The following is a 22,076-nucleotide window of genomic DNA, read 5'->3' as shown; positions in this document are numbered from 1 at the left end:
TCAAAAATATTTGTCGAATTAAAACAAATAATAAAAATCCAGTCTTGAGATTACTATTCGTTGGTATATCCTTTCTTCTCGTCAATATTTGGGTGAATCTCCTTTGGCTCAAAATCAGTCGAAAAAGTAAAGGTAGCCGCTTGATTTATCGCACTCTTTTCGCACTCAAACAGATGTTAGCCTTTTTGTCTCAAGCCCTACAGCGGAAATATCAAATAGTTGAAAATATTCATATTCCATCCGGTTAGCATTAACAAATTATGAATTAGCTAATCATAAGTAATTATAATTTATACCATGTCTGCTGCTTAGAAGATCCTGTGTTTACAAGTATTAAAAGCTACAAATATTTTAGTGTTCGCTTTTTGGAGAAAAACTTTTTGGTTTACTGGTTATACAAACAGATAGCCTGATAAGACCGACGAATTTTTTCTACAGCTGCTAAGATTGCTTTACTTCCCCAGAATGATTATCATTATTGTTTAAATTTGAACTCTTGATTTTTGTTGAGTAATTTATTCCTTGGAAGCCCCTATCTGGTTTTTGGCTTAACCGAACCGTATTGATATGACAGCAAGTTTCGCAATAGGAATGGTTTCCAAAAAGTTGTAATGTAGCTGCTACCTGTTATTAATCCAGTACTTCTACTGATTTCTGTGTTTCTAACAATAAATCATTGGTTTTTATTTTTAAGGAAAGCATAATAAATATATACTTATCTACCCTCTGGGTGTACTACTGGTAAATTTATAGTGATGCAAATTGCTTTATTAAACACCAAGCTGCAAAAATTAGCAATTTGGAAAATACATACTGACAAGTTAGTTTGTGACTTACCTTTTACCACAGTGGTAGGACACCTAGAGTTATCCTGTTGCCTAAGTTTAGATTATGCTAGGCTCCGCGTTAACAGTGTATCTGTGTTAGAGAAGCTATCTTGGAAGAAGCGAATAGCACGCGGATACAATACGCTATGTGCGTGCTACAGTCAGGTTAATGCTAACGTACTTAGTGGAATTAGAGTATGATAACACTTGGTTCGTTGGTACGTTCCCGAAATAATAGCTTGGGCATAGGGAAGATAATTGATATATCTGATACCCAGGCAAATGTTGAGTATTTTTGCTCAGTTGGGCAACGCATAGAAAAAAGCTTACCCTTAAGTTCGCTATCTCAGTTGAAACTGGAGCGTCAAACTCGATGCTGTATTTACCTGGAGAGCCAAGAAGCATGGATTAACGGCAGAATTTACGAATGGGATGAGGAAACTCATAAGTATCGCATTGACTTACCTGATAAAAAAACGATCGCAGTCAACGAAGAACAAGTATATGTGCGTTGCAGTTTACCTCAAGCAGACCCCATCGAAACTCTGGCAATGAAGGGGCAAGAAACGCCCTATTTTCACGATAGACGCTTTGCTTTTGTTAAATGCTTAATTTTACAACGCGCTGTCAGTCGGGGAATGACGGGATTAATTTCCGCCAATATTAAGCTTTATCCACATCAAGTTGAAGTTGTCCGTCGTGTACTTGAAGATCCGATTCAACGATATTTATTAGCGGATGAAGTTGGACTGGGAAAAACCATCGAAGCTGGTGCTATTCTTCGTCAATATTTATTAGATGAACCTTCTGGACGTGCGGTAGTACTAGTTCCGCAATATTTACTGGAACAATGGCAGCAAGAATTAGAAAATAAGTTTTACATCTCCCACTTTCTCAAGCGGGTAGCAGTGCTGGCGGTTGAGGATATTCACAAAATCAACCCAAAAGCGAATATTGGCTTGCTAATTTTAGATGAAGCACACCACATCGCGGCAATGGCGACCTCTAGCGATGCAACTGTGCTACAGCGTTTTGAGACTTGCAAAAATATTGCTCATAAAAGCGATCGCCTGCTTCTATTATCGGCTACCCCGGTTCTTAACCACGAGCAAGATTTTCTCGCCATGCTGCATCTGCTCGATCCGACAACTTATCAACTTGATGACTTAGCAGGTTTTCGTGAAAGGGTAGTAAAACGCTAAGAGATTGGTCGAATTCTCCTATCATTTAAAGAAGGCGCAAACCTCTTTGCCCTGAAAACTAATCTCAAAAAGCTCCGTAACCTGTTTCCTGAAGACAAGTATTTACTTGAATTGGCAGACAATCTAGAAAATAGTTTACAAGCAAAAGCTAGCGATATAGTTGAAATTGTCAGGGCAATTCGTATCCATATTAGCGATACCTACAGACTTCACCGCCGGATGCTTCGCAATCGTCGCGCTTCCGTAGAAGATGTAATTTTTGACCGTAATATTACACTGAGAACCGAGTATGATTTAGATGAGCGATCGCCTGACATCCACGAACTAATTGAGGAATGGCGTGATGTAGCTCCTGATGACAAACAATATCACCACATTTTTCTATTGTTCTTCCGTGCTTCTGGCACTTGGCTGGGTATTTTAAAACAGCTAATTCAAGCACGTTCAAGTAGTATATCCACTGCGGAATTAATTCGGGAGTTTGGCGCTGATAGTGTTCGCATCCTGACTGAAACTCCTAAATTTGCTGGGGAAGTAGAGATTTTGCAAAGCCTACTGCAAATTATAGAACAACCTTCAGAGGATGGCGATCGCCTGGAATTACTCCAAACAGTCATACTTTACCAACTCTGCAAACCTTTAAAATTACAATCCTTGAAATTCAACCTTCCTAAATTGCTTGCAGAGGTTCAACAACGACTAAAAAGACCGATACCGGGAGACAGTCTGCCCAAAATTGTTATATTTACGAGCTTTGTGCAAACTTGCGCCGAAATTGTCCGTTACTTGAGCGATCGTTTTGGTGAGGGGACTGTTGTCAGTCATCAAGTTGGACAAACTCGCTCTCAAATAGAGGAGAACTTAAATCGGTTTAAAAAAGACCCCAAATGCTTTATTTTAGTTTGCGACTCCTCTGGCGAAGAAGGTCGTAACTTACAATTTACCAACTACATGATATGTTTTGACTTGCCTTGGTCGCCAAATCGCCTAGAACAAAGAATTGGTAGGATAGACCGGATTGGTCGTCTATTGAAAGTTGAGTTTACAGTATTTGCTGGCGTAGACTTACCCGATAGTCTCCATGATGCATGGTATCGCTTATTAAAAGAAGGGTTTAATATCTTTAGACAATCTATTGCCAGCCTGCAATTTTATGTTGATGAAAAGTTGCCATTGCTAGCAGAAATACTATTTAAATCTGGTGCAAATGGTTTATTAGAAAGTATAGAAGTAATTCAAAAATAAATTCAGCAAGAACAAGTAAAAATTAGCGAACAAAATGCCCTAGATGAAATTGATGCTCTGGATGAAAACGCTACCCAATATTTTCAAGCTTTAGACGATTATGATGCTCGTCATCAGGAAATTCAGCAAGTAACTGAAGATTGGATCTGTGATGCGTTGAGATTTAAGCCAATTACTAATCCTAATTTGTCGGCACTAACGCGTTATAAACCTACCGAAAATACATTAATTCCAGCAAATGATTTAAACAGCAATTTTGCAGGGGTTTTAGAAGAATTTGGGACTTTCAACCGTAGGGTAGCAAATCAACAGCTTGGTGCAAAACTTTACCGCATTGGTGAAAAATTTGTAGACGCACTATCATCTTATATTCATTGGGACGACCGGGGTCAAGCCTTTGCTATGTGGCGAGTTGCAGAAACTTGGGATTCTGGGGAAGGTGAAGAGTGGTATGGTTTCCGATTGAATTACGTTATTGAAACAAATTTAACGAATTACAAAACCACCACAAAAGATAAAACTTTGCAAAGACGCGTAGATGGGTTATTCGCTCCAATTGTAGAAAGTGTATTTATTGATGCACGATATGAACCAATGTGTGCGGTTGAAGATGAAACACTATTAAATATCCTGCAACGTCCTTATAATGGCAAGGGCGGTAAATATCGAGATTACAACTTAGCCAAAAGTCGGTTATCTATTCTTGATAATTTTATTGAGTCTAGCAGTTGGCAAGAATTTTGCCATCAGGCGCGTGACACATCTTTAGAATTACTCAGTCAGCGTCCCGAATTTATTTCATTATGTGAAAATAGCGCTATCCGTGCTGAAGAAAAGTTAGGTAAGAGACTAGACCAATTGCGCTTGCGTCTCAACCGACTTACTAACCAAGAGCGTATTTATAATAACGTACTGGAGCAAGAAGTCAATAACGAAACGGCATTAAACCAAGTAATTATCGAAGGAATTCTTCATCCTAGCATTCGTCTTGATTCTGTTGGTTTTATTATCGTTTCTGGGCGACCTCCAGCTAAATCTGAGGAGGATGATTTATGATTGACTCATTCTCAGAACTTCGAGAGATTCTCAAAACAGGTGAAGGACAGCGTGAAGCAATTCGTGCAGTTTTGACTGCTCCTGATAATTCAACTTTAGTAATTAACTTACCTACGGGTGCGGGAAAAAGCCTTTGCGCTCAACTACCTGCATTGCTGAACTCCAGAAACAATAATGGTGTCAGTGTGGTAGTTGTGCCGACTACAGCATTGGCTATTGACCAAGAACGAGCATTAAAATCAAAATCTTCTGTACACCATGCCACAGCGTATTATAGCGATGATTCTGTGGAAGGGAAAGAAAGAAGAGAAGGGATACGCGATCGCATTCGCGTCGGAACCCAAAGGATAATTTTTACCTCTCCTGAAAGTTTAATGGATTCTCTAGCACCTGCTCTGTATGAAGCAGCCAAACTAGGGATATTACGGTATTTTATTATCGATGAAGCGCACATGGTAGAGCAATGGGGTGATGATTTTCGTCCCGCATTTCAAGAAATTCCCGGTTTGCGAAGAGATTTACTGCGTCTTAATTCCTTCACAACTTTATTACTAACAGCAACATTAACAGAATCTTGTTTAGACACCCTGGAAACCTTATTTGGGAAAGATTTACAAGTAATATCTGCTGTACAGTTGCGACCAGAGCCTGCTTATTGGTTTAAGCGATGTGAGAGTGAAGAAGTTAGAAAACAAAGGCTACTTGAGGCAGTTTATCATCTTCCTCGCCCGTTAATTATTTACGGAACTAAAGTTAAAGATGTCGAGAATTGGAAACGAGAATTAACCCGCGCTGGATTTAAAAGATGTGACCTGATGACAGGTAAATCTACTACTCAGCAACGTGAGCAACTAATTGAAAAATGGCGAGAAGGAAAGATTGATATAGTTGTTGCTACTTCTGCCTTTGGATTAGGTATTGACCAATCAGATGTCAGGGCAGTAATTCACCTTTGTATTCCCGAAACTATTGACCGTTTTTATCAAGAAGTTGGACGGGGAGGAAGGGATGGAAAAGCATGTATGTCGCTAACATTATATACAACTGAAGACTTCAATGTTGCTCGTGGTTTAAACGAAAAATCGACAATTACTATCGAGAGAGGATTGCAGCGTTGGCAAAGTATGTTTGCGAAAAAAGAACCCCTAAAAGACGGTAAATATAGTGTGCCTATTAATAATCCTCCCTCTTTGCTAGAAGGAGATATTGATATGCAAAGTGACCAAAATAGGGCTTGGAATATTCGCACGTTAACTTTGATGAACCGAGCAAATCTAATTGAAATAGACTCAGAAGAACCTCCTCAGAAGAAAAACTCTGAATCAGAATCTGAACAAGCTTATCAAGCAGCTTGGGATTTATACCGAAATTCTCGCAGTATTCGTATCCGCAATGAATGCCATTTAGAAAAATTTATTTGGGAATCTGAAGTTGAACCGGTTCGCCATCAACGCCAAAGCTGGAGTTATAAAAACCTTGAACTGATGAAAGAGGCTTTAAAAGCTAAACGTTGTATTTCAGAAATATTTGCACAAGCGTATAGTATTCCCTCACGTCACACTCCAGAACCCAGAAATCCCGTGATAGTTTCTCATGCTTGTGGAGGTTGTCCTGTTTGTAGAAAAAATGGAGTCACACCTTTTCCGGGAATAATGCCTACTTCCAGACCTGTATGGCAAAAACCTAATTTTATTCCAGGTAAAGAAATGCAAAGAGTGCTTGTAGGTGAAAAAAATCTGCTTATTTTCTATGAGTCACTGGAACAATTAAATAAGTTTCAACGAGGTCGAAAATTGTTCAAGTGGTTAATAGAACAGGGTATGAAGAATATTGTAATTTCACCAGAATATAATCAATTTTTGAAAGAAACTAGTAAAATACATAACTCCTTTATTTTTATATTTGATAGTTACGAACCTGTGCTAATGCCACGAATACCCACTCTGATTTTTCATCCTCCAGGAACACCTCTACCTGCAAAATATTTATCTAATTACAGTACATCAACCACAACGCGCATCATTTTACTTCCTATAAATACACCAGACCCAGATAGAGAAGATCGATTATTAATTAATATTTTTTCAGGCAGATATTTTAAATTTGATGTATTTTGTACAGAGTGTGACTTGGTTGAATGATCACTTAGATGAAGCTATCACCCAAGTTTTAAATTTTGGTCGAGAAGACTTGCAGCAATTAATGCGGGAAGTACGAGAGACATTAGCAGAAAAAAATATTGAATTAGTACTTTTAATTGAAGATTTCGCTAAATTGCAAGGTATTGATAGAGAAGTATTGGAAGCAGTTTTAGCAAGACCTCAGCAAGCTGGAAATAAGCCATTATGTGCTATGCGTACAGCATTAGCTTGTACTACAGGTTATTTTAAAAATTTGATTGATACAGTGCAACAGCGCGTTACCTTCAGCGTCAATCTTAATATTGATACAGTTGGTAAGCAATCTTTAATTACTCAGGATGATATTCAAGTATTTGTTGCTAGATATCTGAATGCTGTTCGCTTAAAGGAACAAGACATTGAAAACTGGGCTAATTCTCAAAATAGAGATGAAATAGAAAGCGCTTGTAACGAATGCGAACATTCCCAAGCTTGTCATACAGGATTTGGTCATGTTCAGGGAATGGGTCTTTATCCTTTCAATTCTAAAGCTTTAGAACAGATGTTTGGTAGGGTAAATCCAGATGAATTTAACCCCAGAATCTTAATTAGAGATGTATTGAAATACACTTTGGAAAATTCTATTGATGATATTGAAAATGGGCGTTTCCCTTCAGTTACTTTAGGAAAACACTTTGGTAACATGAGATTGAGTGCTGAAGTTAGGTTAAATATCCAAGCTAAAGACGCGCAAAATATCAAGCGTCGTGAGGTATTTTTAGACTTGTGGGATGATAGTAATGAGCTTTGCAATTTGTCGCCAGAAGTTCATACTGCTTTTAATTTACCTCTGCTTGATGTCAAGACTAAACCGAGACAAATTCAGCAGGTTACACCCCAAACTCGTAAAGTAACACCAAGCGTTGTAGATCCTTCAGGGGAATATAAGATTGATACTTTAGTTCAGGAAATTCCAGAAACGCTGACAAAAAAACTGGAAATTCTCGACAGTTGGAACAATCAAGAAATTTTACCAGATGCGATCGCCAAAGATATCCGCGAGTTGCTTTTCCCCGCTATTATCGAAAAAATTGAATGGGATACTGAGATGCTACTGAAAGGTAGTTTCGTCGGTAGTGGTGGTAAGTTAGTTCAACAGCGAAATCTCATTTTCTATAACCCTAAAGTCAAGAGAGGGACTTATTCTGGGGTTGTTTTATCACTTCCCCTGAACCCAGACGATGAGAACGAATTTACAGAAACCGCATACGTATTTCAGGGTATATTAAAATACAATCAATATAAGCACTGGAAGTTTGAAAATGGCGATCGCTATTTTCGGATGTATGCAAAGTATCTAGAACGTTGGAGTCAGTACATCGTCGAAAAAATTCGCCTTTATCCCCGCGAATCTGGTGAAGCTTGGAACCCCGTCCCTGCTGCGGTGGAATTGCTAGCGATTAGTGCCACGATGGCAGGGTATCCTACTAATACGCTCGAAAATTTGATTAATTCTTTGTTTATCGACTTAGATAAAAGTGATGATACAACTCGTGCATCTAGTTGGAAAAAACTGTTTGATACTTTTACTCTCAAGAGAAACCGAGAAGCATTATTAGATATTGTTAAAAGTAGAATTGCTTGTACAAAAGGCAGTAATTCAACGTTTCAAATTATTGATGCAATTCAAATTATTGAACCTCTAGAAAAAGTGCGTAAATCTTGGCAACCTCAAGAGCAAATTCCTGAAGATGTCCGCGATAAATTTCCAGAGTTGCAAAAGGTACGTCAACAAGTCGATGAACTCCTAGAGAATGCTATTCAAGAAGAGTACGAACGACAGTTTAATATTTATCAATCTCTAGTATCTGAGTTGGGAGAAGAAATTAATAAAGAGAAAGTTATTAAAACTCTCGAAACTGCAATGATTTCAGCACAAAGTGAAGGTGTATTTCGTGGTAGAAAAGATTTTGTTGGAATGAAAGACATACTAAATAAATTTAGACGTACCGCAATTACAAAGTATCAAGATACAATGAAGCGCGTACAAGCTGAGAAAGACAACCCAGAAAGTAAAGTTGGTAAATTACTTCAAGACTTGAGTGAAGATTATCAAAAAATTATTACTGATTCTTCAGAATTCCTCGATAATACTAATAATTTTCTGGATGCTTCGATTCTTGAAGCCAAAAGTCGTATTGCAGAGTTAGAGCAACCTGATGGTGCAACAGGAGAATCTAGTTACGAAGAAATTTGTGAGGGGTTAGCTAACTTACGGGATCTTATGAATGAAATTAAAGGTGACACCAAATGCTCTTAGAAAAATCACAAGAACTAATTGAGTTATCTCAACTTAGAAAATCTCTGCAAGACTTTGTAGGTAATCTTAAAACTATTCAAACTAGGCAAAAGCAAATTGCTGATGCACTTGCAACTATTCAGCCACTTGTGGAAGCATTAAAAGCTTTTCGCCAAAGGGGTATTAACAATATTGATTTAACTCAGAAGGCGGACTTTATCTTAAGTTTTGTTATCAATACTGAAAATAATTTACAAAATGATTCTGAGTGGATTATTGACAATAAAAACTTTAAAGGCAATATTTTAAAATCCCATATTGAAAACCTAAAAGTTACGCTAGAACAGCAACTGAGCGAAGCATGGAAAAGCTACCGGGATCAATAAATGCCTAGCACTAACAATGAAATCCTCAATTTACTGGCTAAAGTGGAAGTTTTTAAAAACACAGTTCGGGACATTCAGATTATAGATAGAGAAATAAAAAACGTTATTTATCCGAAAAACAATGCTGAGTTTGCAGTATATGAACGTAAAATTGAACAATTAAAATATTATTGGAATAGTCTTAGTTCTGATGAAGTTCCTGAAGCTGTATTGCATTTTATTCGAGCAGCAGCAAATCAAGGAGCGCCTTTAAATCTTTTGACTTCAGAAGTTTAAGATTGGATTAATCAGCATGGTATTTCTGATTCCTTAAGAATTCGCTTGATTTAAAATAAAGTAAGGGCAGAGCAAGGGTGACTACCAACTGGGATAAAATAATTAGAGAATTTTTAGATAAGTTGGAACGCCAGGAAGTCCAACTTTTGACGTGGGGAATTATTGATGGTGGATTTTCTGAAGATGAAATTAAAGAACTTGCGGACGATTTTCTAAATAATTGCGAGATTGATGAGGATGTTTGGGATTTTATAGAGCAAATCATTGATCGCAAATTGTTATTTGAATTCAACCTCAGAGGCGATCGCCTTTTCCGCACCAGGATGGCGGAAGGGGTGAGATTATTTGCCCGTCTCCGCCAACTCTTCCCGAATAATAGTTGGCAAACATCTCCTACCTTAGTTGCTGATTATCGCTTACAAATCCGTCCGAGAATTTATCCAAAAAGGTATATTACACCTGAAACAGTAATTGAACAGCTAGAGGCAGATAAACTATTAACTCCAATACGAAAAAAAGCTGTTGCAGCTATACTAAATTCGCCATTGCGTGGCGAGGTTCAACTTGCAGACTTTCAGCTACGCGCTACAAGCCGGATGCTACGGGATTTAAACAGCACGAAAAGTCGCGGGATGATTGTTTGTGCTGGGACAGGAACGGGGAAGACTTTATCTTTTTACTTACCAGCACTGGCGCATATTGCAGGGTTGTTGAAAAAGAATGAGTATTGGAGTAAAGGACTAGCAATTTATCCCCGTAACGAACTTCTCAAAGACCAATTTTCTGAAACCTATCAAGAAGCACGTCGTCTCGATGCTGTCCTCAAAGCAGAAGGTAAGCGTAAAATTCTTATTGGTGCATTTTTTGGCTTAACTCCCAGAAGCGCAACCCTGGATCGGGTGCAGGATAAATGGGAATCTGAAAGTGGTGGGTTTACTTGTCCTTACTTGCGGTGTCCTAGATGCGAGGGTGCGCTATCTTGGCGGCGGGCTGATGTGGAAGCTGGTAAAGAACAACTTTCTTGTCTCAATCTATCTTGCGGTGCTGTTATCCAAGAAGATGAAGTAATTTTAACACGCGATCGCATGACGAAAACTCCCCCAGACTTGGTTTTTACCAGCACAGAAATGCTCAATCGGTCTATGGGAGACTCCCGTTACGGTCATATATTCGGCATTGCAACTGCGAAAAAGCCTCAGATAGTTTTGCTTGATGAGGTACATACTTACACGGGTGTTCACGGGGCACAGGTTGCTTACCTGTTGCGACGTTGGCAGAAAATAATTGCCACAAAAGTCCAATTTACGGGTCTTTCGGCAACATTAGAAAGTGCAGCAGAGTTTTTTAGCCAACTTATAGGCTTAAATCCTGGTTCTATCGAGGAAGTTTCTCCCGGCGAAAATCAAGTTGCGGAAGGCACGGAATATCAATTAGTTCTCAGAGGCGACCCCGTATCTGGAACGAGTTTACTGTCTACAACGATACTAACTTCGATGCTGCTACGGCGCATCCTTGATCCATCTGAAGACCCTCCCAGTCAAGGGTTCTATGGTTCCCGTGTTTTTGCTTTTACTGACGATTTAGATGTTACCAACCGCTTATTCCATAACCTTTTGGATGCCGAAGGATGCGACAGTTGGGGTCGTCCTCTGCGGGGAAGACAGCCATTTGCAGCATTGCGATCGCATAGTGCATCTGAGGGGAGCGAACGCTTGGTTGCTGGGCAATCTTGGCTTTTATGTGAAGAAATTGGTCATGGGTTGGAATTGCCTTTAAGTATTGGCCGTACTAGTTCCCAAGATACTGGAGTTACCCCAAATAGTGATGTAATTGTTGCTACTGCATCCGCAGATGTGCGGTTAGCCGAAGGACATGGTGAATTAAAACAAGCAAGCGATCGCCTCCGCAAAGTCCTGTCCTCTAAGGGAATTTTGGTAACGCATCCGGTGATGACTGCAATTAACGCACGGGTTTTGCGTCCTGGAAGTACCTCAGAAACCGATAAACTACTGCTGGATTTGATTCGTTTGTGGCATCAAGAAGAAGCGCGTTTAGGTATTGAAATTGATGCGCGGGTGTTTGCTTATGTCGCCAGCAACGATGACCAGTTGGATCAGGCATTGTTGCATCTTGGTTTAGTGCAGCCTAATCCCTATTGGCGGTTTCAAGTGATTTATGGGCTGTTGTGGGCGAGGGGAAATATTATTCGATCGCGTGCTTTATCTTCTTATAATCCCTTTGCTGTGGTTGCCGATGCTGATAGAGAAATTTTACTGGATATTTTGCAAGTGGGCGATCGCACAGTTTGGCTGAATGAACCCAACTGGCGAGAACAGGTGGAGGAAGCGTTTAAGCAAGGTGCATCGGTTTCGCTGATAGCGCCTCCTGATGCGAGAGGAGATTTAAAGTCAGCGATTTTGAGTTTAGCAGTCGAACCAATGGAACTTGGGTTTTTGCAGGTTTATCCATTGGTGGAGGGGGTGCAGAGGTATCCGGGAGGGTTTGGGGTGAGGCTACGGGTGCGAGAAACGGTGCAGTAATAATCTGCTTGAAGATAAAGTCTGACCATCCAACACAATATGGATATTAACCAACAAAAAGAACAATTTAGCATTAGCTATATTAGAGCGATCGCTGCCGTTGCAGGTTATTCTTTATATAGACCAGAAGTTGATAACGACAGCGTAGATTTAGGCATAGTCAGTAGAGGTGGTACAGGTAAAATCCTTTCCCCTAGACTAGAACTACAACTAAAATGTACATCTAGAGGTATTCTGGATGAGAGCTATATTAAATATCCCCTCAATCTCAAAAATTATAACGATTTAAAAATCAATGCCCTTGTCCCTCGGATTTTAGTAGTCGTTTTAGTTCCTGAAAAAATAACAGACTGGATAAAACAAACAGAATCCGAACTATGTCTGAGAAATTGTGCTTACTGGGTATCCTTGCGCGGAATCCCAGACACAGAAAATACAACCAATGTTACTATTGAAGTGCCCCGTAGTAATCAGTTTACGCCAGATGCGCTCCAAGGCATCATTCAACGCATTAGTTTTGGATATTTGCCATGAAAGTTACTATCAAAGATAGTGAAATACTCAAAACTGTTAACCCTGATGTGCTACAGGCACACTTGCTAGCTACTGGTTGGCATGAAACAGGGCGTATATATAATAATGCTGGGGCAATTTGGCGACTGAAAAAAGATGCCGCCGATGAATATGAAATTTTACTACCTCTTCAACATAGTTTAGGAGATTATGCTGAAAGAATCAGTGACATATTAAAAACATTAGAGATAGTAGAAAATCGTGACCAAGTTGATATATTAAGTGAATTTATTACCAACTATCCCAATTTCAGCGTACAAGGTGTAGTTATGCAAATTGCCACTCCTAAAATTGATAAACTGAGTGGAGAAATTACTTTACTATGTACAGTTTTTGAGAAATTGCAAGAAATTAAAACTGAATTAGCCGACCATGATTATATTTTAGCGATTAAAGCCTATCAGGAGCGTTTACCAATTCGCTGCATAGGTAATTTAGTCAGAGAAGACAATCGTTTTATTCTTAAAAATCCTCAAAATTTGCAAATTGACAAAATCTAAATTCAGACTACCAATATTTTTAGGTTTTTTCTAACTGAGTTCTGATAAGCAAAGTGCATCGGTTTCGCTGATAGCGCCTCCTAATACACAGGACAATTTGAAGTCAGCAATGTTGAGTTTAGCAGTTGAACCTATGGAACTTTGATTTTTGCAGGTTTATCCATTGGTGGAGGAAGTGCAGAGGTATCCGCGAGGGTTTGGGGTGAGGCTACGAGTCAGGGAGGTAGTGCAGCGATCATGTGTACAAAAATATTTTTAGTATAAATTATGTATACTTAGTGAGTATACTTCTTAAATTAATATTATGATTTAGAGTCACTTATTTTATTTTCTATGGTTCTAATCCTAGACTAGGAACTTCTCTTAGGAAAGGACTTAAATAAGTACAAGCCTTTGATAATTTACATTTTATTGACTAAGTAATAAATATAAAAAATGACAGTTTCTGAAAATTTGTGGGATAAATTTCTAACTTATGATAATTTTCTGCTGGCTTGGCAAAGAACAATTAATGTTACTAGCCGTATGATTATTGATGAGTTGGGGTTTAAAATATTTGCCTTTAATCTCGAAGCTAATCTAAAAGATTTAATAAGGCAAGTACAAGCAGAAGATTTTCCCTATACACCGTTAGCAGATCATAAAGTATATGTTCCCAAACCATCAACGACATTGAGAACAATGTCGTTGATGGCTGTACCTGATGTTATTGTTTACCAGGCTGTTGTTAATGTTATTGCTGACGAAAGTCATCAATATCTGGTAACTCACCAGAATCAACATATTTTTGGTAATATTTATGCTGGTTCAGGTAAACGCTGGATGCTCCGTCCCTGGAAACAACAATATAATAACTTCGTTAATTCTGTTGAAAGATTATACCGTAAGGGGAATTCTTGGATTGCTTCAACAGATATTGTGTCTTTTTACGACACTATTGACCACGAAAGACTTATTCAGATTCTATGGAAATATTGTAGATGTAAAAGAAATAGTAAATTTGAAAAACTCTTGAGAGAATGTCTTTCAAAATGGTCAGCACATACAGCAGATGTAAAAATGAGTCGTGGAATTCCTCAAGGTAGTAATGCTTCCGATTTCTTAGCAAATTTATTTTTATATGAACTTGATAAAATCATGATTTGTCAAGGATATAATTATGTACGCTATGTAGATGATATACGTATTTTAGGACTTGATAAGCAAACTGTTCAGCAAGGACTAATTCTTTTTGATTTAGAGCTTAAGCGGGCTGGCTTAGTAGCTCAGGTCACAAAAACTAGCATTCATGAAATAGAGGATATAAATAAAGAAATTACACATTTACGCTTTATAATTACAGATCCCACGGGAACAGGAGAATATACTCTAATTAAAGAGCCTACTATTTCTCAAAGTGAACAAGCTGAATTAGCGGCAGATTATGTTAAGAAAACAAATGCCGATAGTATAGACGAAGAAACAAAAGTATCAAATATCTATCCTGATTTGGATGAAGATTTGGATGAAGGTTTAGATGAAGAAGAGGGTGAAATATCCTCTTCAAATAGAAATCTGAATATAGATACAGATGGAAATGAAAAACTGCAAGAGCAATTGCGTGAGATATTTTTAGAAGCTTATTCACTTTTAGATAATTTAGACAAAAGTAAAGAAGCCGAATCAAATCTCACGTTTTGCTTATACCGACTAGAACCTCATGAGTCAATACGTAAGCAAATAATAGATTTACTTGACAGATTGCCTTGGCGTTCTGAAGCTATATGTTATTGTTTAGGACGTTTTAAAAATGATTCAGTTATTATAGAAGAATTGCAAAATTTTATAAATAAACATAAGGTATATTCTTGGCATCGTGCTAATTCACTATGGTCTTTATATCAAATTAGTGGAGCTAAAAATACTTCATTTCTATGTCGAGAATGGCTAGCTGATACTCGACTAGATTGGTATGCCAGAATGATAGCTGCACGAATATTGGGAAAACTTCCTGCTCAACATTCCTATTTTATGGAATGCTTACAGCAAGAACAGCATAATAGTAAAGATGATCCAGAAGCTTCATCAATGCTGAGACAAGAGTTAGCTTATAGTGCTTTTCAGAGGATTAAATCACATGATAAGCTTTTAGCATTATTTCGTTTAATTTGTACTGACAAAAGCCCTATATTACATAGGTTAGCTCTTTATCTTCTACAAATGAATAAATGTAGAGTTACTTGGGATGATTTAAAACCATATCACCAAGAAATAAGCAAGCTATCAGATTTAGTTAGAGATGTTGGCTTATCACCAGACGCACCCAAAATATGCTTTATCTATCAAACACTTTCAACCATGTATGACGTTTCCTTTTCATACAGAAATCTTTATCTGTTTTATGGCGTGCATTACGAAAGAGCAGTTGAGCAGTTACGAGAATCTGTAAGTAGTTATCATAAATCACCTAATGCTTATATCAGAACTTTCCATCAATTTGCACATCTTACTTTAATTGCTTTTTATGAATATGCGTTTCCTTCAGAATCAGGATTACATGATGGCTATGCATCTCTCACAGACAGAAAAGTTTTCACAGCTTCCCTTCCAAATGGCCACGAAACTTGGAAAGAACTTGGCTCTATGCGGAACCGTGTTGATCATCCAGTAGATAAAAAAACAAAATCACACTCCAAAAAGATTACTGTTGAAGAAACGAAGTTTTTTTGTAAAAAACTCAATGTTGCTCTCCAAGAAATTTTTAATTTTTGGCTAAATTCGTCTCCTGCTCCTGCTCCTACTACTTCTGTTACCGTATCAACAACATGATGAATAAACCAATCATCTAAATCTGAAAATTTCTCGATCGCACCCACACCGTTATAATCATCGATTAATTGAGGCACAATAGAACTAAAGGCACTGTGAACACACAATGACTACTCAATTGATGGTTCAACCCTCATCCTTAATGTCTTCTGGTATCAGGATGAGCGAATTCGGTGATATTTATCTTTTTAAATTTACCGATGAGCTACAGTCTCGCTTTGAAGAACTGTTGCAGAAAAAAAAAGCTGATGCGCTCACTCCTGAAGAAGAAGCTGAATATGTAGGCATTTCCGAACTTGAGCGAATATTTACCTTGATTAACGCTCAACTAGCAGCCAAAAGTAAATGGTGTCCGAACAAACTCGAAGACTTGTAAGAAAACGAGCTGAATATCTCTGCGAATACTGTCACTCTCCAGAATATTTGAGTCCAGACCGTTTTACCATTGACCATATCATGCCGCAGTCTTTGGGTGGCTCTGATGAATTGGATAATTTGGCATTAGCTTGTCATCGCTGTAATGAGCGTCACTATAATTTTACAGTAGGTACTGATCCCAAAACTCAAAAACAAGTCCCTCTATTTCATCCCCGTCAGCAACAATGGTCTGAGCATTTTATCTGGACAAAAGACGGGACAAAAATTGTAGGTACAACTTCTACAGGGAGAGCTACTAGCCATCGTTTTGACTTCAATGATCAACGTCGGGATGAGCCTTCGATTCAAGTTGCTCGTCGTTTTTGGGTAGAAGCGGGTTGGCATCCGCCCCAGTTAGATCCACGTCAAGAATAAGAAGAAATGTCATCCCGCTATATTCACTCCCGCCTAAGTTCCCGCCAAATCCCTGACTTACTCCAAACAATCTTCGTCGCCGAACTTATCACCCCCAGCCAATACATTTGGCTTGTTTCACCGTGGATATCTGACATCCCCGTTATCGATAACACGGCCAACACCTTTCTATGCTTAGAACCCTCATGGAGTCGTTCCCGCATTCGCCTCTCCCAAGTCCTCGCCACCCTAGCCGAACGGGGAACGACTGTACACATTGCTACCCGTCCCGACTCTCACAACCACAGATTTATTGAACAAATCAAAGTCAGAACTGATTATCAGGACGTTACCGTGCGATTCCACATTACCGAAGAACTCCACGCAAAAGGTATCCTGGGAGATGGGTATTATCTTGCAGGTTCGATGAACTTCACCTACAACGGTATTACAATCAATGAGGAAGTTGTAACTTATGAAACATCCCCAGAAGCGATCGCCCAACAACAGTTGATTTTTACTAACCGATGGGGAGGGGTGTAATGCTATTTTGGATTTTAGATTATTTAATTTTTATCCTGTAACGATTTGAGTACTTTTTATTACAGATCCTACTATATTAACTATGTGATATTCAAAAGCGATGACTAATGCTAGCAATGCAGATATCCGCCACTTCTTAGAGCAGTTTTTTGGCACTGACAACAAATTTGACCTTGGCAAGATTGAACGTGGCGAAGGAAAACAAGCCAAAATCCGTCCTTGGGTCGAGTTGTTGACCAAAGGCGAACGTCAGCCAACAATTCTTCCCTGCTGGCGTTCCGAGAGTGTAGATTGGTACGCCATCGCCCTTTCGGAACGCCAATTACGCCGTTTGAGTGAAGAATTAATGGCGTTTATTGGCCCCACATATTCGACATTTCGTGGACAAAGAGCGCAACTAAACCCCCAAGACCCTATAGAATTAGCAGTTTACGAATTTACTGGAGGCGCTGCGGTCAAACTGTGCGGACAAGCGACAGATGTTTGGGAAGCACTAGAGCAGATGCGCCGAGTGAGTGAGAGACGGGTGAAACGGGTCGCAGATATTCCCCGTCCCACAGGTCGCGTACTGCGGGACTTTTATATGGCATTGCAAGCAGGCGATGCCTACGGCGGGCTTACGCCTACGCATTGCTGCGGAAAACTCACTACAATACCTTGTAGACCAGCATCGTCTGGATGCGCTGAATCTGCTGTTTCTGCGGGTGCAACTCTTAGCAGAACTAGAGCAATGGAATGAGTTGCTTACCCTCCCGGAACTAGGCAATCTTTTGCAGGTTCGCCGCCCCTTCGCCGTTACCCAAGCTCTGCTGAAGGCAGTATACCGCACTGAACTACAACATTTTGAGGACAATAACGCCCCAGGCAGTGCTGTAACCTATTTCCAAGAAGTAGTTTTCCCGCGTTACAACAATCTTTTTGCTGTCCGTGCAGGCAGTAAAATCCCAGAAGTACTGAAATTATTTATGCTGCTGGCGGTGGGTGGAGAACCAACGAAACCTGCACTTCGAGACGAACTGCTGGCAATTGGGGAAGTTGAAGAAACTCACCGCAGCTATTTGCAAAGGTTAGCTGCACTGCTAAAAGATGCTACCCCGAACAGCGAAGGCGACCCCCTGCAACAAGCCGAACAGCTATCCAAAAACGGAGACTTTGATCAAGCATTTTTATTGCTTTGTAATATTCCGTCGTCGAAAGAGAAAGTTCGCTTGCTCCTTCAATGCGCCTACGAGTTGCAAACTTTGGCGGTGGAAAAAGCTGTATTGCAAGCCTTTGACGAGTTGACTGCTGACGAGCAAACAGCCTTGCTAAAGGTACGTTGGAATCAAGATTTTCTTACTCAACTGCGGGGAAGCCAGGAAGGTACAACAAAAGACACCCCAACAGCTTTATCTGTCCCAACGAATTGGTTGGAGTGGTTATGGCAACTTGATAAAAAGCCAACCTGGGAACGAGCGTTATACACTGCACGCCAGGGTTCTGCCGAGTGGGATGTCACTAGCTTGCTGATGCAACCACAGGCGGTGGCAGAATTTGACGAATTGTTAAGTAAAGTAGGCTCAACAGCTGAGTCTATCCTGCACGATGCGCTTCCTTACTTGCTGGGATTTTTTCAGAAAGATGAGCAATTTCCCCGTGGCGAGTTCGAGAGCCTTTATTACTCATTACTAGAACTGCTAGTCCTGAGTACAGAGGGTGGGGATGTTGATTTGGTTTTGTTCAATGATTTAGCGATCGCTATTTTAACTTTGGGAGTTAATACAGCAAAATATACAGAGATTGTAGACTATGCTTTGGAGCTTTGGGACAGGTTCGCCTCACCCAAAAAAGTTGATTGGATGCTTGACTTAATTGATGTACTAATATCATATCCCTGCCCAGTCCTAGAAAAGCGCGAACAACTTCTATTTGCTACGGCTGAAACTCTACGCCGTTTTACAGAACGTATTGATGAAGTGCAAAGGGGAATCTTTCGCGCTTTGGTAAAAGATTTACACTTAGGAGAATCGTTTCCAGATTTGCTTGACGAATCAGCGAGTTTAGTCGAGCAAAATCTGGAAGTTGAGGTGAATATTTTCCAAAAACTCAAGAGTAAATCTGTTCTTATTTACACTCTCACAGAAACCGCAGCAATCAGAGTAAAAAGTATTTTAGAAGCAGCTTGTAAAGAAGTGACAGTTTATCTCAGTCATGACAAGGGAGGTAATGATAGGCTGCGTCAGTGGGTGAGAAATTCTGACATTGTTGTGATGGTGACGGCTAGTGCTAAACACGCAGCGACAGGTTTTATTGAAGCGAATCGTCCATCGCATCTTGCGCCGATTCTTTTGGTTAACAGTAAAGGTAGTGCAAGTATGCTGCGTGCGATTAGCTTATATCTTGCACCAGGCGACTAGAAGTCGCACGCCAGGTGCTTCAAGTCGGCGGAGCCGCCCAACGCACTGGCTTGGCTACACAGGCAAAACCCGCGCAGGCGGGTTTTAAACCTTGATTTTCCGTTAGTCTTCACAATACCAGGCGGACTTCGTTTCTTTGTTTATATAGCCGCGATTTCTAATCGCTAAGGCTAGGTGCAAGATGTGAGTTAGGGAATATTTGGCATGTTCAAGCTAATAGACTAGGGGCGATCGCAAGAGCGCCGTTAACTTGCCGGATGATATAACCCCGTATTTTCGTTAAATTCCCACCCCATACCTGATCTATCCTTGCCCTTGCACCATGCCACAAAAAGCGGTGGATGCAGATTAATTCGCTGTTCACGTATAGTTTCTACATTTACACCAAGTCTTGAAGCTAAACCTTCTTCCGTTAATGGTTGGATTCGCGGAGTATGCCCTTGATAGGATGAATTGTTGTAGTACGATTTCTTCTGCCGCCTTGGTTGGTTGTTGAGATGATTTTGAATTTTAATAATCGCCTCGGTAAACTGTGTCATTCGGGCTGTCATCCCCTCAATTTTTTGTTCTAAATCGGCGAGATTATGGATTGCTCCAGTTTCGTTGCTATTAAATTCACCGAAGTTCTGTGATTTCAGCTTATCCAGTCGTGAGCAAATAGCTAATATCGTTTGGGAAGTACGCGATTTTAAATGGCAACCAGACCCGACACCGGAGGATAGACAACGGGGGTATTACACAATTAAGTTTTGGGGTAAGGGTGGGAAGTACCGGGAGATTGGGTTAGATCACGAGACTTCTAAGTTGCTTAAAAAATATCGGGGTATGGCTAGTGAAAAGATGCCAGTGTTCCCCAATATGTCGCCTGATCCAGCAAAAAAGGGTTTGCCGTTGAGCGATCGGGCGATTAAAAGATTGATTCAGGATATCTCCGAGGTGGCGAAGGTGAAATTTTCCTGTCACTGGCTACGCCACTCTCACGCAACGAGGGCGGTGGAAATTAAGCCACTGTTTCAGGTGCAAGACCAGTTAGGGCAGAAGAAAAGCGATACTACCAAGGGGTATGTAAGAGTGAAGAAGGATGCAGGAACCGGTACAGTGCTGCCGAGGTTTTGATTGGTTGATTTTGTCGTTACTTGTTCTTATTTAACTGATAGAGGTGCGATGGCAGTGGGCGAATGTCAGACTATCTGCAATGATTGTGCTTTTCATGCCTTAGTAGAAGGAGCGATAGAGTGCATTCACCCTGACGAATTTGGAGTGAATTGTTCTACCGTCATTTTCTGCAATTCATTTGAGCCAGCACTCATAATTGACAGTCCTTGCGTGACATACGGCAATGATGAAGAATAGGCTTTTGCGCTGCTATTTATATTACAATTGGTCAAGCCTCAGTTGCATTACAAGCAATGACGTTTACCCATTCTCTGTACCCAGACAATTGGTCAGAACTTGCCACTTCAGTTAAGCAACAAGCCCAGTGGCGTTGTCAAAAGTGCGGGTTACAGTGCATCCCCCCAGGAGAAAACACAGCAAAACTTACACGCTCAAAACGTAGAGTGTACACGCTACAGGTACACCATTGGGACAGAAATCCAGCAAATAATCACAGAGGCAACCTTATAGCTCTGTGCAGCGTTTGTCATCTTTTATACCATAGACGTGGTAAGTCTAATGTTTCACCGGGGCAGTTATCGTTGTGGTAGATGCGATACCTGCTTTAACTCTTCGGGTAACAGACTCAAACTCAAAAGCCTAGTCACAACGACTAGGCTTGAGTTGGGTATATTCCCAAAGGTTAATTATAGAAAGTGCGTTATATTTGCTTGTCTGTGTGTTACTACCACAGTAAAGTTAGCGAGGAAAGGAAAATTAAAAACGATATTACTCGATTCCAAACCAACCGCCAGTATCACCACCAGCCCAGCCGCCATTGCGTGCAGCAGCAAATGTTTGATTGCAAAGGGTTTTGAACTCAACAGCAGCACTAATATCTTTACCCTCATAACCCAAGGGGTGAAATATCCGCCCAATGTATCGACCTTGTAATCGGATTTGACCCATTACATAAATTCCACCACCAACAGAATAAATACTTCCTTCTTCATTGCGAGAATAACAAGCAATATAACCGCCATCTCGCAACATATACTTGTTGACGGTGGGCAGAATTTTCTCTGTATATCCAGGCGTTGCCCAGTTGACAACACCCCCTTCGTCACTAACGTATACCCTAAAGTCTTCTGGTAAAAGATAATTTGTCATTTGATATGCTACTGTTTCACAGAATACTGAAAACAACAGTGTAGCAGTAGTATCTCAAACTCTACCCACCTTTATATAAAACAATTTTCTTAGAGGAAAGTGGGAGCGATGCCTACGGCGGCAAGCAACGCCATTAATTCAATTGGGTGCGGCTCTTTTAAAAAGACAAAGCTTAGATTAGATAACTATTGGTAGTGAAGGTGGAGTTATAGAACAACGAGCCTGGGAAACAGAGGTCATCAGAGGAATGCCAATGCCATCTTTATATA

Annotated in this window: 20 protein-coding genes and 1 pseudogene; 19 read left to right on the top strand and 2 right to left on the bottom strand. The window is 40.0% G+C overall.

The genetic code is table 11. The annotated features are described in order from the left end of the window. The 17 genes and pseudogenes from H6G96_RS40970 to dpdD form a co-directional block, all read left to right on the top strand. Positions 1–248: pseudogene (locus tag H6G96_RS40970) on the top strand (hypothetical protein); the annotation flags it as partial. 776 nt (positions 249–1,024) lie between these two features. Further along, complete coding sequence (locus tag H6G96_RS43005) at positions 1,025–2,029, top strand: DEAD/DEAH box helicase (protein WP_347242329.1); 1,005 nt, start codon at positions 1,025–1,027, stop codon at positions 2,027–2,029. 111 nt (positions 2,030–2,140) lie between these two features. Next, positions 2,141–3,274 (top strand): helicase-related protein, encoded by a 1,134-nt coding sequence (locus H6G96_RS43000; protein ID WP_347242328.1) that lies wholly within the window; start codon positions 2,141–2,143, stop codon positions 3,272–3,274. Between the two features lie 156 nt (positions 3,275–3,430). Continuing rightward, positions 3,431–4,330 carry a hypothetical protein gene (locus H6G96_RS42995; RefSeq protein ID WP_347242327.1) on the top strand — a complete coding sequence of 300 codons (900 nt, stop codon included), beginning with the start codon at positions 3,431–3,433 and terminating at the stop codon, positions 4,328–4,330. Continuing rightward, positions 4,327–6,471: a protein DpdF gene (gene dpdF / locus H6G96_RS36765; RefSeq protein ID WP_190918976.1), complete on the top strand. Its 2,145-nt coding sequence runs from the start codon at positions 4,327–4,329 to the stop codon at positions 6,469–6,471. The genes H6G96_RS42995 and dpdF overlap by 4 nt, the downstream gene beginning before the upstream one ends. After that, a complete protein-coding gene (dpdH, locus tag H6G96_RS36760) occupies positions 6,455–8,770 on the top strand; it encodes a protein DpdH (RefSeq protein ID WP_190918974.1) in 2,316 nt (771 codons plus the stop codon). The genes dpdF and dpdH overlap by 17 nt, the downstream gene beginning before the upstream one ends. Further along, entirely contained in the window at positions 8,761–9,135 is a 375-nt protein-coding gene (locus tag H6G96_RS36755; RefSeq protein WP_190918972.1) for a hypothetical protein, read from the top strand. Before dpdH ends, H6G96_RS36755 begins: the two co-directional genes overlap by 10 nt. After that, entirely contained in the window at positions 9,136–9,411 is a 276-nt protein-coding gene (locus H6G96_RS36750; RefSeq protein WP_190918969.1) for a hypothetical protein, read from the top strand. A gap of 77 nt (positions 9,412–9,488) precedes the next feature. Then, entirely contained in the window at positions 9,489–11,951 is a 2,463-nt protein-coding gene (gene dpdJ, locus H6G96_RS36745; protein WP_190918967.1) for a protein DpdJ, read from the top strand. A gap of 39 nt (positions 11,952–11,990) precedes the next feature. Next, a complete protein-coding gene (locus H6G96_RS36740) occupies positions 11,991–12,485 on the top strand; it encodes a DUF4365 domain-containing protein (protein ID WP_190918965.1) in 495 nt (164 codons plus the stop codon). Further along, positions 12,482–13,024 carry a hypothetical protein gene (locus H6G96_RS36735; RefSeq protein WP_190918963.1) on the top strand — a complete coding sequence of 181 codons (543 nt, stop codon included), beginning with the start codon at positions 12,482–12,484 and terminating at the stop codon, positions 13,022–13,024. The genes H6G96_RS36740 and H6G96_RS36735 overlap by 4 nt, the downstream gene beginning before the upstream one ends. 435 nt (positions 13,025–13,459) lie before the next feature. Then, positions 13,460–15,832 carry an RNA-directed DNA polymerase gene (locus H6G96_RS36730; protein ID WP_190918961.1) on the top strand — a complete coding sequence of 791 codons (2,373 nt, stop codon included), beginning with the start codon at positions 13,460–13,462 and terminating at the stop codon, positions 15,830–15,832. A 106-nt stretch (positions 15,833–15,938) separates the two neighbouring features. Next, the gene (locus tag H6G96_RS36725; protein WP_104900801.1) at positions 15,939–16,208 is read left to right on the top strand and encodes a hypothetical protein; all 270 of its coding nucleotides are present in this window, start codon (positions 15,939–15,941) and stop codon (positions 16,206–16,208) included. Next, positions 16,178–16,624 (top strand): HNH endonuclease signature motif containing protein, encoded by a 447-nt coding sequence (locus H6G96_RS36720; RefSeq protein ID WP_190918959.1) that lies wholly within the window; start codon positions 16,178–16,180, stop codon positions 16,622–16,624. Before H6G96_RS36725 ends, H6G96_RS36720 begins: the two co-directional genes overlap by 31 nt. 6 nt (positions 16,625–16,630) lie before the next feature. Next, positions 16,631–17,146 (top strand): phospholipase D-like domain-containing protein DpdK, encoded by a 516-nt coding sequence (gene dpdK, locus H6G96_RS36715; RefSeq protein ID WP_190918957.1) that lies wholly within the window; start codon positions 16,631–16,633, stop codon positions 17,144–17,146. A gap of 100 nt (positions 17,147–17,246) precedes the next feature. Beyond that, complete coding sequence (locus H6G96_RS42675) at positions 17,247–17,885, top strand: hypothetical protein (RefSeq protein WP_277933063.1); 639 nt, start codon at positions 17,247–17,249, stop codon at positions 17,883–17,885. After that, entirely contained in the window at positions 17,776–19,542 is a 1,767-nt protein-coding gene (dpdD, locus tag H6G96_RS36710; RefSeq protein ID WP_347242330.1) for a protein DpdD, read from the top strand. The genes H6G96_RS42675 and dpdD overlap by 110 nt, the downstream gene beginning before the upstream one ends. 245 nt (positions 19,543–19,787) lie before the next feature. Here the strand turns inward: dpdD and H6G96_RS36705 are convergent, their stop codons facing one another. Further along, positions 19,788–20,081 carry a hypothetical protein gene (locus H6G96_RS36705; RefSeq protein ID WP_190918953.1) on the bottom strand — a complete coding sequence of 98 codons (294 nt, stop codon included), beginning with the start codon at positions 20,079–20,081 and terminating at the stop codon, positions 19,788–19,790. Between the two features lie 64 nt (positions 20,082–20,145). On the opposite strand from H6G96_RS36705, the gene H6G96_RS36700 reads away from it, so the two are divergent. Then, positions 20,146–20,658: a site-specific integrase gene (locus H6G96_RS36700; RefSeq protein WP_242063576.1), complete on the top strand. Its 513-nt coding sequence runs from the start codon at positions 20,146–20,148 to the stop codon at positions 20,656–20,658. 48 nt (positions 20,659–20,706) lie between these two features. Next, positions 20,707–20,895: a hypothetical protein gene (locus H6G96_RS36695; protein ID WP_190918978.1), complete on the top strand. Its 189-nt coding sequence runs from the start codon at positions 20,707–20,709 to the stop codon at positions 20,893–20,895. 531 nt (positions 20,896–21,426) lie between these two features. Here H6G96_RS36695 and H6G96_RS36690 read toward each other — a convergent pair. After that, positions 21,427–21,807: a hypothetical protein gene (locus H6G96_RS36690; protein ID WP_190918951.1), complete on the bottom strand. Its 381-nt coding sequence runs from the start codon at positions 21,805–21,807 to the stop codon at positions 21,427–21,429. Positions 21,808–22,076: the final 269 nt, after the last annotated feature.

The organism is Nostoc sp. FACHB-892 (genome assembly GCF_014698795.1).
Taxonomy (GTDB): domain Bacteria; phylum Cyanobacteriota; class Cyanobacteriia; order Cyanobacteriales; family Nostocaceae; genus Nostoc.
This window is presented reverse-complemented; position numbering and strand designations above follow the sequence as displayed.

What these genes read in the sequence shown, in the direction of transcription:
- H6G96_RS43005 (WP_347242329.1), top strand. Translation starts at nt 1,025, where the DNA reads ATGATAACACTTGGTTCGTTGGTACGTTCCCGAAATAATAGCTTGGGC.
- dpdF (WP_190918976.1), top strand. Translation starts at nt 4,327, where the DNA reads ATGATTGACTCATTCTCAGAACTTCGAGAGATTCTCAAAACAGGTGAA.
- H6G96_RS36755 (WP_190918972.1), top strand. Translation starts at nt 8,761, where the DNA reads ATGCTCTTAGAAAAATCACAAGAACTAATTGAGTTATCTCAACTTAGA.
- H6G96_RS36750 (WP_190918969.1), top strand. Translation starts at nt 9,136, where the DNA reads ATGCCTAGCACTAACAATGAAATCCTCAATTTACTGGCTAAAGTGGAA.
- H6G96_RS36740 (WP_190918965.1), top strand. Translation starts at nt 11,991, where the DNA reads ATGGATATTAACCAACAAAAAGAACAATTTAGCATTAGCTATATTAGA.
- H6G96_RS36735 (WP_190918963.1), top strand. Translation starts at nt 12,482, where the DNA reads ATGAAAGTTACTATCAAAGATAGTGAAATACTCAAAACTGTTAACCCT.
- H6G96_RS36730 (WP_190918961.1), top strand. Translation starts at nt 13,460, where the DNA reads ATGACAGTTTCTGAAAATTTGTGGGATAAATTTCTAACTTATGATAAT.
- H6G96_RS36725 (WP_104900801.1), top strand. Translation starts at nt 15,939, where the DNA reads ATGACTACTCAATTGATGGTTCAACCCTCATCCTTAATGTCTTCTGGT.
- H6G96_RS36720 (WP_190918959.1), top strand. Translation starts at nt 16,178, where the DNA reads ATGGTGTCCGAACAAACTCGAAGACTTGTAAGAAAACGAGCTGAATAT.
- dpdK (WP_190918957.1), top strand. Translation starts at nt 16,631, where the DNA reads ATGTCATCCCGCTATATTCACTCCCGCCTAAGTTCCCGCCAAATCCCT.
- H6G96_RS42675 (WP_277933063.1), top strand. Translation starts at nt 17,247, where the DNA reads ATGACTAATGCTAGCAATGCAGATATCCGCCACTTCTTAGAGCAGTTT.
- H6G96_RS36705 (WP_190918953.1), bottom strand. Translation starts at nt 20,081, where the DNA reads ATGACACAGTTTACCGAGGCGATTATTAAAATTCAAAATCATCTCAAC.
- H6G96_RS36695 (WP_190918978.1), top strand. Translation starts at nt 20,707, where the DNA reads ATGGCAGTGGGCGAATGTCAGACTATCTGCAATGATTGTGCTTTTCAT.
- H6G96_RS36690 (WP_190918951.1), bottom strand. Translation starts at nt 21,807, where the DNA reads ATGACAAATTATCTTTTACCAGAAGACTTTAGGGTATACGTTAGTGAC.